General features: G+C 71.0%; 15 protein-coding genes. 5 read left to right on the plus strand and 10 right to left on the minus strand.

Annotated features, from left to right (window positions below):
- Positions 1-72: 72 nt before the first annotated feature.
- The gene (locus tag BMX74_RS34650; RefSeq protein WP_055509962.1) at positions 73-426 is read right to left on the minus strand and encodes a hypothetical protein; all 354 of its coding nucleotides are present in this window, start codon (positions 424-426) and stop codon (positions 73-75) included.
- A 606-nt stretch (positions 427-1,032) separates the two neighbouring features.
- Here BMX74_RS34650 and BMX74_RS34655 point away from each other — a divergent pair.
- From BMX74_RS34655 to BMX74_RS34670, 4 genes are all read left to right on the plus strand, one after another.
- A complete protein-coding gene (locus BMX74_RS34655) occupies positions 1,033-1,476 on the plus strand; it encodes a VOC family protein (protein ID WP_236714784.1) in 444 nt (147 codons plus the stop codon).
- 196 nt (positions 1,477-1,672) lie between these two features.
- On the plus strand, positions 1,673-3,118 hold the full coding sequence (locus BMX74_RS34660) for a S41 family peptidase (protein ID WP_091104771.1): 1,446 nt from the start codon (positions 1,673-1,675) through the stop codon (positions 3,116-3,118).
- Between the two features lie 104 nt (positions 3,119-3,222).
- Complete coding sequence (locus BMX74_RS34665; protein WP_055504163.1) at positions 3,223-4,521, plus strand: sensor histidine kinase; 1,299 nt, start codon at positions 3,223-3,225, stop codon at positions 4,519-4,521.
- Positions 4,518-5,174 (plus strand): response regulator, encoded by a 657-nt coding sequence (locus tag BMX74_RS34670; protein WP_055504164.1) that lies wholly within the window; start codon positions 4,518-4,520, stop codon positions 5,172-5,174. Before BMX74_RS34665 ends, BMX74_RS34670 begins: the two co-directional genes overlap by 4 nt.
- A 39-nt stretch (positions 5,175-5,213) precedes the next feature.
- Here BMX74_RS34670 and BMX74_RS34675 read toward each other — a convergent pair whose 3' ends face one another.
- The 9 genes from BMX74_RS34675 to BMX74_RS34715 all read right to left on the minus strand — a co-directional run bounded on the left by BMX74_RS34675 (position 5,214) and on the right by BMX74_RS34715 (position 13,601).
- A complete protein-coding gene (locus tag BMX74_RS34675; RefSeq protein WP_091104772.1) occupies positions 5,214-6,410 on the minus strand; it encodes a hypothetical protein in 1,197 nt (398 codons plus the stop codon).
- A complete protein-coding gene (locus BMX74_RS34680) occupies positions 6,407-6,928 on the minus strand; it encodes a SigE family RNA polymerase sigma factor (RefSeq protein WP_055504166.1) in 522 nt (173 codons plus the stop codon). The genes BMX74_RS34675 and BMX74_RS34680 overlap by 4 nt, the downstream gene beginning before the upstream one ends.
- Positions 6,929-7,053: 125 nt before the next feature.
- Positions 7,054-8,385 carry a dihydroorotase gene (locus BMX74_RS34685; RefSeq protein ID WP_091104774.1) on the minus strand — a complete coding sequence of 444 codons (1,332 nt, stop codon included), beginning with the start codon at positions 8,383-8,385 and terminating at the stop codon, positions 7,054-7,056.
- A complete protein-coding gene (locus tag BMX74_RS34690; RefSeq protein WP_218154140.1) occupies positions 8,382-9,263 on the minus strand; it encodes an iron-sulfur cluster-binding protein in 882 nt (293 codons plus the stop codon). The genes BMX74_RS34685 and BMX74_RS34690 overlap by 4 nt, the downstream gene beginning before the upstream one ends.
- Positions 9,260-10,540, minus strand: a complete 1,281-nt coding sequence (locus BMX74_RS34695; protein WP_218154141.1) for a Zn-dependent hydrolase — start codon at positions 10,538-10,540, stop codon at positions 9,260-9,262. Before BMX74_RS34695 ends, BMX74_RS34690 begins: the two co-directional genes overlap by 4 nt.
- A gap of 11 nt (positions 10,541-10,551) precedes the next feature.
- Positions 10,552-11,040, minus strand: a complete 489-nt coding sequence (locus BMX74_RS34700) for a hypothetical protein (protein ID WP_055504169.1) — start codon at positions 11,038-11,040, stop codon at positions 10,552-10,554.
- Positions 11,037-11,582 carry a hypothetical protein gene (locus tag BMX74_RS34705; RefSeq protein WP_055504170.1) on the minus strand — a complete coding sequence of 182 codons (546 nt, stop codon included), beginning with the start codon at positions 11,580-11,582 and terminating at the stop codon, positions 11,037-11,039. The genes BMX74_RS34700 and BMX74_RS34705 overlap by 4 nt, the downstream gene beginning before the upstream one ends.
- Positions 11,583-11,603: 21 nt before the next feature.
- The gene (locus BMX74_RS34710) at positions 11,604-12,581 is read right to left on the minus strand and encodes a dihydroorotate dehydrogenase (protein WP_055504171.1); all 978 of its coding nucleotides are present in this window, start codon (positions 12,579-12,581) and stop codon (positions 11,604-11,606) included.
- A gap of 78 nt (positions 12,582-12,659) precedes the next feature.
- Positions 12,660-13,601: a nucleoside hydrolase gene (locus BMX74_RS34715; protein ID WP_177227626.1), complete on the minus strand. Its 942-nt coding sequence runs from the start codon at positions 13,599-13,601 to the stop codon at positions 12,660-12,662.
- Between the two features lie 169 nt (positions 13,602-13,770).
- Between BMX74_RS34715 and BMX74_RS34720 the strand changes: the two genes are divergently transcribed.
- The gene (locus BMX74_RS34720; RefSeq protein WP_055504173.1) at positions 13,771-15,015 is read left to right on the plus strand and encodes an MFS transporter; all 1,245 of its coding nucleotides are present in this window, start codon (positions 13,771-13,773) and stop codon (positions 15,013-15,015) included.
- Positions 15,016-15,033 lie beyond the last annotated feature (18 nt).

A 15,033-nucleotide genomic window follows, 5' to 3' on the forward strand; every position in this document is an offset into this window, starting at 1 on the left:
CACGCTGCGCGTGCGGCCTGGGGGCCGTTCTCGCGCGCGACGCGCGCGTCCCGCGTTCAGCTGAGCACTGCTCTATGCCTCAAGCACTCGCCAGTCCTCTGCCCACCAGCCATCACCGCTGGTGTCCTGCACTACCGACACGATCACGTCATCGACAATCTCAATGACAACCATCTCCCATAGGCTGCCGCCGAAGTCGTACGTGCCGCAGTGCCTACACCCCTCCAGCACGCCCTGAGCAAGCACACGGTGATGGCCGGGTTCACCCGCCACGGCCCATCTGTACTCCCAGTTCAGATGCTGCCCCACCTCATAGTCGATGAGGTCTGTCGCCCCGAACCAGAACTGCGCGGTCCAGATACCAGTCACTCCGCAGTTCGGGCAAGTGAGCGGCTTGGGAAACTTCACCCTGTTGAACAGCCCCATAGCTCATGCTCCATGCGAGCTCCCTGGCACGCCAACTTCTTTTCGCCTCCGGCGGGGGCACTCCGGCTCCGGGATGATCGTCGCGCGGGCCTGAGGCTCGTGATTAGTTGAGGTGGAAGCCTGATCATCCCGCCCGCCGTCGACCCGGGACAAGCCGAGCAGACCAGGGCCACGGGGCCAAGGTCGTTCCTCCAGTTGGGGGCTCCACCTTGTCCCCGTGGCCCTGGCCCGCTTCCCCTTCGGGCGGGTCGACGGCAGACGGGATGATCAGGCGGGTGGGGTGCGCGCGGTGCGCCAATCCGTGCCCGCTGCGTGCCCGTTCGGATGGTGATCAACGAGGAGCCCCGGTGGGCGGCCGGAGCGGTGAGTGGGAGTTCGAGGATTCCAACAGCTGAGCGGAGTACTGAGTGAGAACAGCCGCTATTCGATCTTCGGGTAGCGGCTTTTCTGTTGCCTGGGTGTCCGTCTGCGCGACTACTGTGTCACGCCGGCGTTTCCGGGCAGACCTGGCCTGGTGCGGAGGTGCTTCTTCAGCGGGTGGCCGGGGCGAGAGGCGGGGCCGATTCTGTCGGACCGGTCTGGAACCCTGCGGGCATGGAGATGACAATGCAGTTGGTGATCGACTGTGCTGACCCGCAGAGGCTGGTGCGCTTCTGGGCCGAGGCGCTGGGTTATGTTCCCGAACCCCCACCGGGCGGGCATTCCACCTGGCGGGAGTACTGGGCGGCCATGGGGGTGCCGGAGGAGGAGTTGACCGACGGCGCCGGGGAGACGCCAGAGTCGATCATCGATCCTGCGGGACAGGGGCCGCGGGTGTGGTTCCAGCAGGTCCCGGAGCCGAAGGTCACCAAGAACCGGCTGCACCTCGACCTGAAGGTGGGCGGAGGGCGTGAGGTCCCGTTGGCGGTCCGCACAGAGCGGGTCACCGCCATGGTGGAACGGCTCACCAGGTCCGGCGCCACCGTGCTGCGGATCACGGATGAGCCGGACATGGGGCACTACGGCGTCCTTCTTCAGGACCCTGAGGGCAACGAGTTCTGTGTCGTCTAGGTAGCTCTGACGAAGGCCGCATCGCTTCGGGCGCGCAGCCGCGGCAACGTGCGGTTGTAGACGTAGGAGGCCTGCGCACCGGGTGCTGACGAGACCGGCGCCGTTCGGCGGGGATCGGGTCACTCCCAGGAGGGAGCCGTGGGATGGTCCCCGAGGGTGACGCCGGTTACGGGGCCGGGTTCGTACCGTCGGCGCCATGAACAGGAGCGGAACACGAATCACGGTCGCGGCTCTGGCGGCCGTCGCGTCCATGGCGGCGGCGCCCGCAGCGATGGCGGCCCCCGCGGCGGCGCCCGCCACGGCGGTTGCCGGCGTGCGGGACGCTGCCCTGGACGGCGTGTGGCAGGCCGACGGGTACAGCACGATCATCACGGTCCAGGGAGACCGGCTCAGATACTTCGACACGACGGCGATCAGCTGCCAGGCGGGCGTCATGTCGGCCGAACGGCGGGCCGCCCAGGGGACGTTCGTCGCCGACGACGGCTCCCGGCAGATGACGATGGAGCTCCAGGGCCGGCAGCGGGCACGGCTGCGGTACGTGGGCGCCGTCGGGGAGATCGGCCTGCGCCGGCTGCCCGCCCTTCCCTCCCGCTGCTCGGTGAAGGCCCCCGCCGCGGACCCGGTCAGGGTGTTCGACGTCTTCTGGACCACGTTCGCGGAGAACTACCCGTTCTTCGCCACCAAGGGGGTCGACTGGCAGGCGGTGCGCGAACGGTACCGTCCCCGGGTCGGCCCGAAGACCACCGACGCCGAGCTGTTCGGCGTGCTGCGCGACATCCTTAAGGAACTCGGTGACGCCCACACCGCGTTGCGCGCCGGCAAGGACGAGTTCGCGAGGCCGCTGCGCCCCGGCACGAGGCCGCTGGACGGCCTGCCGGCCTTCATGGCGCTGAACAAGCGGGTCCTCGATCTCGTGGAGAAGCACGACGTCAAGAAGCCGCTGACGACGTGGGGCCGGGGCGTGATCGGGTACGCCGACCTGCCGGGCGGGTTCGGCTACCTGCGGCTGGCCGCGTTCGACGGGTACGCCGACGGCGGCTTCGCGGCCAACGCGGCGGAGCTGGACCGCGCGCTGGACGAGATCTTCACCCCTGCCAGGGCGTCGAGTCTGAAGGGCCTCGTCCTCGACGTCCGCCTCAACTTCGGCGGGTACGACGCCCTCGGCATCCAGCTCGCCTCCCGCCTCACCGGCCGGCCGTACACGGCTTACGCCAAGCAGGCGCGCAACGACCCCTCCGACCCCAGCCGGTTCACGCGGGCGCTGCCGATCCGGGTGCGTCCGGCCGCCGGTTCCCGCTACACCGGACCGATCGCGCTGCTGACCAGCCCGCTGACCATCAGCGCCGGGGAGACGTTCAGCCAGGCCATGACGGCCCGCACCCCCGCCCCCCGGCGGATCGGCGACGCCACCCAGGGCGCGTTCTCGGACTTCCTCTGGCGCACGCTGCCCAACGGCTGGACCTTCGCCCTGCCCAACGAGCGGTTCCTCACCCGGCAGGGCACCAGCTTCGACGTCACCGGCATCCCGCCGCAGGACCGGATCGCCGAAACGCTCAGCGACGAGGAGCTCGCCGCCGGCCGCGACGCCGCTTTCGACCGCGCGCTCGGCCACCTGCGCACGGCCGCGAGATCCGGCCGGTGACCCGCGTCGCGCGCCGTCCGGTACGCGGCCGCCTCCTGCGAGTGGACGCGAAGCCCGCCCATGAGGACGATGCGACCCGCCCGCCACGTCCATAGGCTGGGGAAATGATCCATCAGGGGCGGATCGCGAAGCCCGCGCCGCTCGTGCGGGTCGTGGCGCGTGCGCTGCTGCGGGCGGTCGTCACCGGTACGGCCGACCCGCCGCCTGCGCGGCGGCGTGGGCAGGTGCGGGTGCCGTGGCCTCGCGGCCGGCGCGGGGTCACCCTGGATCTCGTCCGGCTCGGCGACGCGGTCGTGGCGTTCGTGGCGTTCGCGGGCGGGGTCGCGTACATGGAGGGCCCGGCGGCCGCCGCGCGGTGGCCGCACGACGTGGCGTACCTCGTGATCATGTCGGCGGCCTTCTCGCTGCCGCTGGTGCTGCGCGACCGGTGGCCGCTGGCCGCCTGGCGGTGGGCGTTGCTGGCGCTTCCGGCGGGCGCGGCGGTCGTCGGAGGGTTCGTCAGCCCGCCGTACCCGCCGGGCGCGGCGATCGTCTGCCTGCTCGTGGCGTACTCCGTCGCGGTCCGCTGCGACGGCGCGATCACGGCGGGGGTGTGGCTGGTCTCCTGCCTCACGGCGGTGGCGGTCGACGTCGGCACGGCGGTCCCCGCCGTGGCCGGGATCACCGTCGCCGTGCTGTTCGGCCACAACGTACGGGCACGGCGGCTGGCCACCGGGAAGCTGGCCGAGGAGGAGCGGCGGGCCGAGGACGCCCTGGCCGAACGGGCGGCGCTGGCCGAGCGGGCCAGGATCGCCCGTGAGCTGCACGACGTGGTCGCCCATCACATGTCGGTGATCGCCATCCAGGCCGAGGCGGTCCCGCTCCGGGCGGGGGACGATGCGGCCCGGCTGGCGCAGGGGCTGGCCGAGATCCGCGCGCTGTCGCTGAAGACGCTGGCCGAGATGCGCCAGGTGGTCGGCGTGCTGCGCGGCGCGGAGGGCGCGGACACCGCGCCCCAGCCCGGCCTCCACCAGCTCGGCGAGCTGGTCGAGACCGCGTCCCGCGCCGGGGTGACCTTGCGGGTGTCCGGTTCGGGCGAGCTGGGCGACGTGCCGGGGACGGTGGGGCTGACCGCGTACCGCATTGTGCAGGAGTCGCTGAGCAACGCGATGCGGCACGGGTCGGGGTCGGACGTCACCGCGGAGCTGGTCCGCGACGGCGACGAGCTGCGGATCCGCGTGGCCAACGGCCTGCCCGCCGGTCCGGGAGCCACGCCGGGCGGGCTCCCCGGGAAGCGGCCGGGCCACGGGCTGGTCGGGATGAGGGAGCGGGTGGCGATGCTCGGCGGCACGTTCAGCGCGGGCAGGGCGGGCGCGGAGTTCGTGGTGCGCGCGACCCTGCCGATCGGAGGGGACATCGGATGACCGTCAGGGTGCTCGTCGCCGACGACCAGGGCATGGTGCGGACCGGGTTCACCGCGTTCCTGAGCGCGCAGCCGGACATCGACGTGGTGGGCGAGGCGGCCGACGGCGAGGAGGCCGTGCGGCTCGTCGCGGAACTCGCGCCCGACGTGGTGCTCATGGACGTCAGGATGCCGGTGCTGGACGGCCTGCAGGCCACCCGGCGGATCCTGTCCGCCGGCGGCCACACCCCGAAGGTGCTGATCCTGACCACGTTCGACCTGGACGACTACGTGTACGAGGCGCTCCGGGCGGGCGCGAGCGGCTTCCTGCTGAAGGACGCCTCCGCCGGTCAGCTCGCCGAGGCGGTGCGGGTGGTCGCGGCCGGCGAGGCCCTGCTCGCGCCCTCGGTCACCCGGCGGCTGATCTCCGAGTTCGCCCGCCTCGGCCCGCGCCGGCCCCGCGCCACCCTGCACGGGGTCACCGAACGCGAGACGGAGGTGCTCACCCTGGTCGCCCACGGCCTGTCCAACCAGGAGATCGCCGAACGGCTCGTCCTGTCCGAGCAGACGGTGAAGACCCATGTGGCCCGGGTCCTGGCGAAGCTCGGCCTCCGCGACCGGGCCCAGGCGATCGTCCACGCGTACGAGACGGGCCTGGTCCGCCCCGGTGAGTGAACCCGGCGCCGCGATCGGCACCGGGGCGGCGCGCGTTCGTCACAGTGCCCCGGGGGGGCCGGGCAGGACGATGTCGAAGAAGCCCTGCGCTCTGTACGTGGCGAGCTTCCTGGCCTTGCCGGTCCTGACGTTCACCGCGTAGGCGGTCATGGTCTGGTACGGCGGGTCGTTCACCGCGGGCTCGTCGTTCACCGCCTCGGAGGCTGACCTGCACCGTTCGGACGTGGTGAGAGCCGTGACCTCGTCGGCGCTGAGCCAGGTGCGCAGCGAGATCCGGGAGACGTCGGAGGGCAGGCCGCTGACGGCGGTCGGCTTCCGCTTCTCGCCGGTGAGCGTGTCCATGAGGGCGAGATCGCCGTAACGGCACGGCTTCTCGGCGGTGCCGCGGTTCTCGATCACCGCGACGGTCTTCCCGTCGGGGGCGAGCGGGCTGAAGAAGTAGTCGACCGGCAGGATGACCGACGTGGTGTCGCCCTTCGAGGAGCTCGGCCACAGGTTCGAGATCGTCCGCAGCCGTGATCTGGGGGAGTACTCCGCGAGGGTGATGGTGGCGCCGTCCTGTGACAGGCCGATGGGGACCCAACGGTTCGGCAACTCGCGGGCGACCCCGTCGCGCATGTCGATGAGCACCGCCGGATCCTTGAGATCCGGGACCTTGCTGAAGGCCACGAACCGCCCGTCGTCCGACAGCATCAGACGCGAGACGCTGCCCAGCTGGGACTGCGGCACCTTCGTCGCAGCCGTCGTCTTCTGGCCCGAGGCCAGGTCGCGGACCTGGAAGGTGTCCTCCCTGGCGCTGTAGTAGGCGATCTTCCGGCCGTCTCGGCTGATCGCCAGCGGGCTGGCCCGCAGGCCGGTGCGGCCGGGGGCGAGGCTGGGCAGAGCCTCCGGCACGTGGTAGGTCTTGCCGCTCCGGGTGACCACCCGCCATCCCCCGTCGCGGCAGCCCGACGGCGCCTTCCCGCTGTTCGGCTTGCAGAAGGTCCTGTACGCGTGACTCAGCGGCCCCACCCCGCGCGCCGGCAGATCGCCTATGGAAGCGGCCTCCTGATGCCCGTCGGGCAGCAGCCGGATGGCGGTCGTCACGCCGAGAGCGACGACCACGACCATGGCCGCGGCGAGGTACGAGATCACGGCACGGCGCCTGCGGTCGTGCGCCGCGATCGTGCGCTCGGCCAGGTCCACCTGTGGAGAGTCGTCGGCCAGGTCGACGAGCACGTTCCGCAGCCAGGTCATCGGTAGGCCTCCTCGGCTTCGACATCGGCGAGCTTCGGCGCGAGTTCGGGCGCCAGTTCGCGTAAACGGGCCAGCGCGTAGTGGGCCTGGCTCTTCACCGTGCCGATCGAGCAGTTCATCAGCTCGGCGGTCTCGCGTTCGGTCCGGTCCTCGTAGTAGCGCAGCACGATCACCGCCCGCTGCCGGGGCGGCAGCCGCATGAGAGCCCGGCGCATGACGAGCCGTGCGACGGTGGAGTCCTCGCTCGAGTACGACCGGTCGGGCGGTTCGGCGGTCGGGAGCTCGCTCCTGACGCGGCGCCGCCGCCACGAGATGTGCTGGTTGACCAGCGCCTTACGCGCGTACGCCTCGGGGCGCTCGACGCGCGAGAGCCTGGACCAGCGTCCGAGCACTTTGAGCAGGACGCTCTGCAGCAGGTCCTCGGCCTGGTGGGCGTCTCCCGTGAGCAGGTACGCGGTGCGCATCAGCGCCTGCTGATGGCCGGCGACGAACTCGCGGAAGCTGTCATTGCGATCCAAGGCGACTCCTCTCGACCGTTACCGACTCCGGTGACCTGTCGAAAGGTTCGATCCACGCGCGCCGCGACTTCGGGTTGCGACTCCGCAGGCAGGTCACGCTGCGGTCCGGCTCGCCGGAATGTCGTTCAGGCGGAAGAGCGTCGCGAGCCGGTCGCAGTTGCCAGCAAGCCGTGGGGGTCCGCGGTCACCCGGCCTTCGACGACGGTGGCGACGACCCGGTGGCGGAAGCGGAAGCGAGCGAAAGGCGTGTTGGTGGAGAGGCTGTGGTGCCGGTCGGGATCGACGAGCCAGTCGGCTTTAGGATCCACGAGCGTGAAGGTCGCGGGTTCCCCCTCGGCCAACGGTCTGCCGGCCGTCGAGTCGATGCCGCCGATGCGAGCGGGGCGGTGGGACATCGCATCGGCGATCAGAGCCCAGTCCGGCTCGCCGTCCTCGCCGAGCACCTCGGCCACCACGGCGAGGGCGGTCTCCAGGCCGAGCATGCCGAAGGGGGCGTCGCACCAACCGGCGGCCTTGCGGCGGGCGGGGTGCGGCGCATGGTCGGTCGCGACGACGTCGATGGTGCCGTCCAGGAGGGCGGCTCGTAGAGCGGCGACGTCGGCCGCGGTCCGGAGCGGAGGGTTCACCTTGTGAACGGTGTCGCCGGCGGCTGCCTGTTCGTCGGTGAGGAGCAGGTGGTGGGGGGTGACCTCGGCGGTAACCGGCCAGCCGCGTTGTTTGGCCCATCGCAGGAGCTCGACGGTGCCTGCCGTGGAGACGTGGCAGACGTGCAGGCGGCCGCCGGTCGCCCCGGCGAGAACCACGTCCCGTGCCACGATGGTCTCTTCCGCCGTGGCCGGCCAGGGGGGTAGCCCGGTCCGGTCGGCCGCCTGCCCGGCGTTGATCTGTCCGTGCGCGGCGAGACTGCCGCACTGGGCGTGCTGGGCGATCACGGTGCCCGCGCGGCGGCTCGCATGGAGCGCGGCCTGGAGAACAGCCGGGTCGTCGACGCATCGGCCGTCGTCGGAGAACAGCCGCGCGCCCGCGTGCGCCATTGTGGCGAGGGGAGCGAGGTCCCGTCCGGCCAGGCCGAGCGTGATCGCGCCCACCGGATGCACTCGGCAGGACGCGGTGCGCGCCGCGATCTCGGCGACGTGCCGGACCCGTTCGGGGCTGTCGGTGACGGGGTTGCAGTTCGCCATGGCGAACACGTCGGAGTATCCGCCGGCCGCGGCCGCGCGGGTTCCCGAGGCTATGGTCTCGGCCTCCTCGTCACCCGGCTCCCTGAGGTGAGTGTGCAGGTCGACCAGCGCGGGCAGCATCACCAGGCCGGTTCCCGTCACTCCGGCGACCGGGGCTCCGGACGCGCCGGCCGCCCTGATCGCGGTGATCCGCCCGTCACGCAGTTCCACGTCGCTGGGTGGCCTGCCCAGCACGCGTACGCCGGTGAGCACCACGTCGCCGAGTACGTCCGTCATGATCCCTCCGCACCGCGGTCGAGCCGGAAAACCGGCCCGTCCTTGCAGATCAGGGGCGACTCCTCGGGGCCGCTGCGGGTGCCGGTCGCGCAGCCGTGGCAGTAGCCGAGGCCGCAGGCCATGTGGGCCTCCAAGGAGACCTGCACACCGGCCTGCCACCGCTCCCCCAGGGCCCGGGCCAGCTCGGTGAGCCGCTGTGAGCCGCAGGTCATGATCTGCTGTGGTGGACCGCCGTCAAGGTCGGCGGTGAGCCGGGCGTACAGGTGGTCGACCGAGCTGGTCCCCGCGGCATCGGTGACCTCGTAGACCGCCGTGGCGCCGTACCCTCGGTAGAGCGCGCCGCCGATCACCGACTCCTCGTCCCGGCCGCTGGCGACCGCGATGATCTCGACCCCTGTCTCCGCGTGGTCCTGAGCGAGTGTGGTCAGCGAGCAGGTCCCGATCCCCCTCCCGATCAGGAGCATGCGCCTCGTGCCGGGCTCGATCTGGAATCCCTGCCCCAGCGGGCCTACCACCAGCATGCGTTCGCCGGGCAGGAACGTCGCGAGGCGGCGGGTGCCGCCGCCGACGACGCCGTAGACGATGTCGACGATCCCCGTCTCGGCATCCCGGCAGTAGATCGCCATCGGCCGGGGCAGGACGGGTGCGCCTTCGTGCTCCCGGGCGGCGGTGAGCATGACGAACTGACCGGCCGCGGCCGACCTCGCGATGCTCGGAGCCTCCAGCCGCAGGTGCCGGTACCGGCCGGTCAGCGGAAAGTGATCGACGACGGGCGCGTGGTGCCAGGTCGGCGTGGGGCGTTCCTCGCTCGCCCGGAGCGTGGTGATGGCTTCGTGCACCGCGACGTCCGGCGGGATCGCGGTCTCCTTCGCGGTCACGCCAGCTCCGGTGAGTCGAGCAGCAGACGGTCGAGCGCGAGCAGACTCGCGGCAAGTACGTCGATGCCGGTGGCCAGGTCGTCCACGCTGGACCATTCCTCTGGGCTGTGGCTGATTCCGTCCCTGCTGGGCACGAAGATCATCCCTGACGGGATCACGTTATTGATCATCTGTGCGTCGTGGCTCGCCCCGCTCGGCATGATCCGGTGGGGCACGTCCAGTTCGGCACAGGTGCCGGCGACCACTTCGCGCAGCCACGCGGGCAGCACCGCCGGTGAGGTGTCAGCGAGCAGCCGGGATGACAGCCGGACGCCACGGCGGGCGCACAGCGTCTCCGCCCGCGCGATGATCTCTCCGGCGGTGGCGCGCTGACGGTCGCTGTCGACATCGCGAATGTCGACGTACAGGCGGACCTGCCCGGGGATGGTGGTGATGGACCCTGGAGCCGCGTCGAGGCGGCCGACGGTGGCGCGGGTGCCGCGGTGCCGGAAGTCACCGGCGATCGACTCGATCAGCAGGACGATCTCCGCTGCTGCCGCGAGTGCGTCAGCCCTCAGATGCATGGGGGTGCCGCCGGTGTGCGATGCGCGGCCGGTCACTTTCAGGAGCATCCGGGTGCTGCCGGAGATCAGGTCCACGACTCCGACCGGCACTCCCGACGACTCCAGCACGGCACCCTGCTCGACGTGCAGTTCCACGAAAGCCGCCCATTCGTCAGGGCTCCACCGCGCTTCCGCGACGGCGCTCGGGTCGAGGCCGATGGACCGCATGGCTTCGGCCAGGCTGACGCCGTCGGCGTCCCGTTTGCCGTACAGATCGTCCGGCCGGGTCAACCCGGAGACGATTCTGCTCCCGGTGCACGCCTGCCCGAACCTGGCACCCTCTTCGGCGGCGAATGCCACGAACCGCATCGGGTGGGCGTGCCGGATCCCGTTCTCGGAGTAGATGCGGGCGGTCTCCATCGCGGCCACCACCCCGGCGATGCCGTCGAAGCGTCCAGCATGGGGCACCGTGTCCAGGTGGGAGCCAGTCGCGAGTGCCGGCAGGCCCGCTTCGCGGCCCTGCCGTTCGGCGATGGTGTTCCCCGCCTGGTCGGTCCACACCGTGCAGCCGAACTCGCGCATCGCGCCGGCGAACACGTCGTGAGCCTTGCGTTCCAGGGCGGTATAGGCCAGGCGGGTCACCCCCTCGGAGGATCCGGGTTCGGAGAGCCGTGCGAAGTCTTCCAGCCAGGCCGCCACGCGCGCCGCATCCGCGCGCGACACCGGTACGTTCACGGCCGTCCCGCTCATGCCCGACCGTCCGCGAACGTGGCAAGACATACCGTCGGCAAAAGAGTGATCGCGTCCAGCGCGGGCGTACGCAGGACGGCGGCGACCGCCACTGCTCTGGCCTGCTTCGTGGCTATCAGGTTCAGCAGGGTGGTCACCCTCTCCGGTCGATCCCATGTGGTGGCGATCAGCGCCACTTCCGTCCCCGGCGTGACGCCGGGGTTCAGGAGCACCACTCCCTCGATCTCCTCCGCCCGCACCACGGGCACTTCCAGCTCACGGCCGACCACGTGCGCGAGCACCGCCTCGTCGCTGGTGTTCCAGATGGCCATGGCTCCCGGGCGAATGCCGCGCAGCGCGTTCGCCATGGCTCGGCCGATGGTCTCGACGGCGCCGGGTGACGGCCCCGTGTTCAGAGTCGGCCCGTAGGTGTCGGGTGCTGTGCCGATCTCGCGCAGCGCGCGGGCGACCGCGCCGTCCTCGATGCCGCTTTCGATGCTGTTCACCCGCTGAGTCCTCGATCCTGAGGGGAATCCGATCCGCTGATGGTGACGACGGTGTGCAGGGTGTGGCCTGCGGTGGCCAGCCTGGCACCGCCACCCTGGTCGAGGTCGACGGCCGCGAAGACGCCTGCCACGGCGGCGCCGTGCGCGCATACCGCGTCCGCCGTCCGCACGGCCTCGTCCCCGGAGGCGATCACCTGCACGACGACGGCGACGAGTTCTCCCCGGTGGATGGCTCCCCCGATCCCGCCGCCGGCGCGGATCACGGTCGTGGGCAGCCCGGTCTCCAACGCGACCGCCGTGGTCAGGGCGACCCCGGCCGGTTCGGGGGCGACCAGCCGGTCGAGCTGTCGCGGCAACTTCTCGGAGATCATGGTGGCCAGTCTGCGCAGGATGGCCGGGCGGGACTGGACGGCGTAGCCGTCGATCTGTCCCGGCGCTCTGCCGACCTGGGCGGCGGCGCGGATGTCCGCCGACAGCTCTGCGCGACGTCTGCTCACGTCGAGCGATATCGCGCGGAGGTCGTGGATGGCTTCAGGGGGCATGGTGATTCCTCTCCGCGGAGTTCACAGGAGGCCGCCGACCAGTTCGGCCGACGACGTGACACCGAGGTCGGCGCACAGCTCCGCCAGCCCGCGAACGAGTTCCGACATCACGTAAGGCCGGGTGAACGTGGCCGTCCCGACCTGCACTGCCGTGGCTCCGGCCAGCAGGAACTCCACGACGTCGCGAGCGGTCCGAATACCCCCGCAGCCGATCACCGGAATGCCGACGGCTGTGGCGGCCTGCCACACCAATCGCAGCGCCAGCGGCTTGATCGCCGGCCCGGACAGCCCGCCGATGGCGTTGCCCAGCACCGGCCGGCGGTTGTCGACGTCGATCGCCAGGCCGGGGAAGGTGTTGCACACGGTGACGCCGGCCGCGCCGGCGAACTCGGCGGCGCGCGCGATGTCGCTGATCGACGTGACGCTGGGGGTGAGCTTGACGAACACCGGCACGTCGGCCCTGGCGACGACGCCGGTCACGAGCCGCTCGACGATCGCGGCGTCGGCGCCGATGGCCAGGCCCCCGTGCTCCAGATTCGGGCAGGACACGTTCACTTCGAGGGCGTCGATCCGTTCGCCGTCGAGTTCCTCGACCATCTGCCAGTACTCGTCGACGGTGAGGCCTCCGACGCTGGCGATGACCGGGACGCCGAACGTCCGGTAACCGTGGAGCACGTCGCGAGTGAAGCGTGCGGCACCGGGGCTGGGGATCCCGACGCTGTTGAGCATCCCTTGCTCGGTCTCGGTGAGGCGGTGCGCGGGATTGCCGGAACGCCGACGGGTGAACACCGTCTTGGTCACAACGGCTCCGAGGTCGCGCACCGGGAGGAGCCCGCCCAGCTCCGGCCCGAAGCAGCCGGACGCCGGCATGACCGGGTTGGCCAGCGTCAGTCCGTTGAGTTCTGCGGTGAGGTCGACGGCCGGATCGACGCTCGCCGCGAACCAGCGGTCCCGGTCGTCGACGATCGGCGCCCATCGTCGCGCTCTGACTTCCGTCACGTGGAAGTACTCCTTCCGTGAGATGGATTGCATCAGGATGGGGCGGACGCCGAAGGGTGTCAAGAGCGGGGGGGCGGGTCAGAGCGGGCCGGCCGCGCCGCGGACGAGGGCTCGGAACCTGTCCAGGTCCACGCCCGTCGTCACCGCCCATCGACGCCAGCCGGGCAGGGAACGCCCAGTCAGCGCCGATCGGAAGTCCGCGACGGTCATCCCCCAGGCGGCCGAACCGCCGGTGTCCACGCTGAGTGGCAGGTGCTCGAAGGTCGCCACGCCGGGATCCACCAGCGTCGCGGCGGCGAACAGGTCGTGGCAGGGAAAGCGCTCCGGGTCGTTCGCATGGGCGCGGTAGTGCTCGAGCAGCCTCCGCACGAGCGGGCCTGCCGGAGCGGAGTCGCCGAAGGCGGCGATCTCCGCGGAGGTGAGGGTGGCGTGCAGCGTGACGTCCAACCCCACCAGCCGGGTCGGAACCGTCCAGGGGTGGGCCACGACGTGGGCGGCGGCACTCGGATCGCGCGCGATGTTGGCCTCGGCGGCCGGCAGGGCGTTGCCGCCCGCTCTGATCGACCCGCCCATCACGGTCAGGTCCGCCACCGCGCCGGTGCCGAGCAGGCCCGCGAGGGTGCTCAGCGGGCCCAGGGTCAGCAACCGGACCGGGCTCCTCCGGGAGGTCTCGGTCAGCAACTCGCCCGGCGTCGCCGCCGCGGGCTCCCGCCGGGGGCGCCACGGTCGTAGGTCGCCCAGGCCCTCTGGCCCGTGCATGGCGGCCGCGGCCACGACCGGCGCCGGCCCGACCGGCTGGTCGGCCCCGATCACCACCGGAACGTCGCAGTCCAGGGCGTCGAACAGCAGAAGGGCGTTGCGGGCGACCATCTTGGCCGGACGGCTGACGCCGGTCGCGACGACCCCGCGCAGCTCGATCATGGGATGTGTGGCCAGGAACCACAGGGCCACCATGTCGTCCACGCCGCCGTCGGTGTCCACCACCACCGGCGTCACCTTCGCCGTGGTCACCTCTTCCATCTGACCCTCCATTCGGACTTGTCGCCACAAAGTTCCCTCTTGACGGGGGCGAAAGGAAAACCCCATCCTTACATGCATCCGTCTGACGGAATAGCACCTTCCGCCTTGAGGAAGTTGTCGGGGGTTTCGTCTGCGTCAAGCAATCAGCCCGATGGTCTGAGGAGTTTCCATGAGGCAAGACGCCGCCCCACCCGAAAGCCCGGTACGCTCCGAACGCCCGGACTCGTCCGCGAGGAAGTCGCTGCTGGCCTCAGCAGTCGGCTACGGCGTGGACGGCTTCGACAACCTGATGATCGGCTTCGCGCTGGTCGCGATCAGCGGAAGCCTCGGGCTGACCACGACACAGGCCGGTTCCCTCGCAACGGTCACCCTGGTGGGCGCCGTCCTCGGAGGAGTCGGCTTCGGCATAGCGGCCGACTACTTCGGCCGGGTACGCATCCTGACCTGGTCCATCATCACCTTCGCCATCTTCACGGGGCTCACCGCGATCGCACAGGACTACGGCCAGCTCGTCGTCTTCCGGTTCCTGGCCGGCCTGGGCCTCGGCGGGGAATTCGGCGTGGGCATGGCGCTGGCGGCGGAGGCATGGCCTGCCGCGCGGCGTGCGCAGGCCACCTCATGGGTGGGAGTGGGCGGTCAGATCGGCCCGCTGCTCGGTGTTCTCGTGGCCGGTCCGGTGCTGGCGGTGTGGGGCTGGCGGGTGTTGTTCGTCATCGGCGCGCTGCCCGCCCTCCTCGCCTTCACGATACGGCGCACCCTGCACGAGCCGGAGAAGTTCGTCGAGAGCCAGGCCGCGAGGCGGGACTCGGAGAGGCGTTTCCCGCTCCGCCTCCTGGTGGCCGACCGCAGGACCGCCGTCGTCAGCCTCGCTGTTCTCGTCATGTGCTCGATACAGACCTTCGGCTACTACGGGATCATGACGTGGCTGCCCACGTACCTTGCGCAGAAGGTCGGCTTCAGCGTCAGCAAGTCCGGGGTCTGGACCGCGGTCACCATCGCGGGAATGGCCATCGGCATGGTCGTCTTCGGCAAGCTGGCCGACCGGATCGGACGCCGCCGCTCGTTCTGGATCTTCCAGGCCGGAGCCATCGTGAGCGTTCTCGTCTACGTCCAACTGTCGACGCCGACACCTCTGCTCTTGGGCGGCGCCGTGCTCGGCGTGTTCGTCAACGGCATGCTCGGCGGATACGGGGCGCTCATGGCGGAGCTCTACCCGACCGCCGCGCGGGCGACCGCCCAGAACGTGCTCTTCAACCTCGGTCGTGCCATCGGCGGACTGGCCCCTATCATCTTCGCGCTGATCGCCCAGAATCATGGTCTGGGCACAGCCATCGCGATGCTCGCCATTCTCTACGCGCTGGACATGGTCGTGGTCCTGCTCATCCCGGAACGACGCGGGGCCGAACTGACCTGAACCAGCACATGACCACCA

This window comes from Nonomuraea pusilla, from assembly GCF_900109355.1.
Classification (GTDB): Bacteria; Actinomycetota; Actinomycetes; order Streptosporangiales; family Streptosporangiaceae; genus Nonomuraea; species Nonomuraea pusilla.

What these genes read in the sequence shown, in the direction of transcription:
- BMX74_RS34665 (WP_055504163.1), top strand. Translation starts at nt 3,223, where the DNA reads ATGATCCATCAGGGGCGGATCGCGAAGCCCGCGCCGCTCGTGCGGGTC.
- BMX74_RS34685 (WP_091104774.1), bottom strand. Translation starts at nt 8,385, where the DNA reads ATGACGGACGTACTCGGCGACGTGGTGCTCACCGGCGTACGCGTGCTG.
- BMX74_RS34650 (WP_055509962.1), bottom strand. Translation starts at nt 426, where the DNA reads ATGGGGCTGTTCAACAGGGTGAAGTTTCCCAAGCCGCTCACTTGCCCG.
- BMX74_RS34670 (WP_055504164.1), top strand. Translation starts at nt 4,518, where the DNA reads ATGACCGTCAGGGTGCTCGTCGCCGACGACCAGGGCATGGTGCGGACC.
- BMX74_RS34675 (WP_091104772.1), bottom strand. Translation starts at nt 6,410, where the DNA reads ATGACCTGGCTGCGGAACGTGCTCGTCGACCTGGCCGACGACTCTCCA.
- BMX74_RS34655 (WP_236714784.1), top strand. Translation starts at nt 1,033, where the DNA reads ATGCAGTTGGTGATCGACTGTGCTGACCCGCAGAGGCTGGTGCGCTTC.
- BMX74_RS34715 (WP_177227626.1), bottom strand. Translation starts at nt 13,601, where the DNA reads ATGGAAGAGGTGACCACGGCGAAGGTGACGCCGGTGGTGGTGGACACC.
- BMX74_RS34705 (WP_055504170.1), bottom strand. Translation starts at nt 11,582, where the DNA reads ATGCCCCCTGAAGCCATCCACGACCTCCGCGCGATATCGCTCGACGTG.
- BMX74_RS34720 (WP_055504173.1), top strand. Translation starts at nt 13,771, where the DNA reads ATGAGGCAAGACGCCGCCCCACCCGAAAGCCCGGTACGCTCCGAACGC.
- BMX74_RS34660 (WP_091104771.1), top strand. Translation starts at nt 1,673, where the DNA reads ATGAACAGGAGCGGAACACGAATCACGGTCGCGGCTCTGGCGGCCGTC.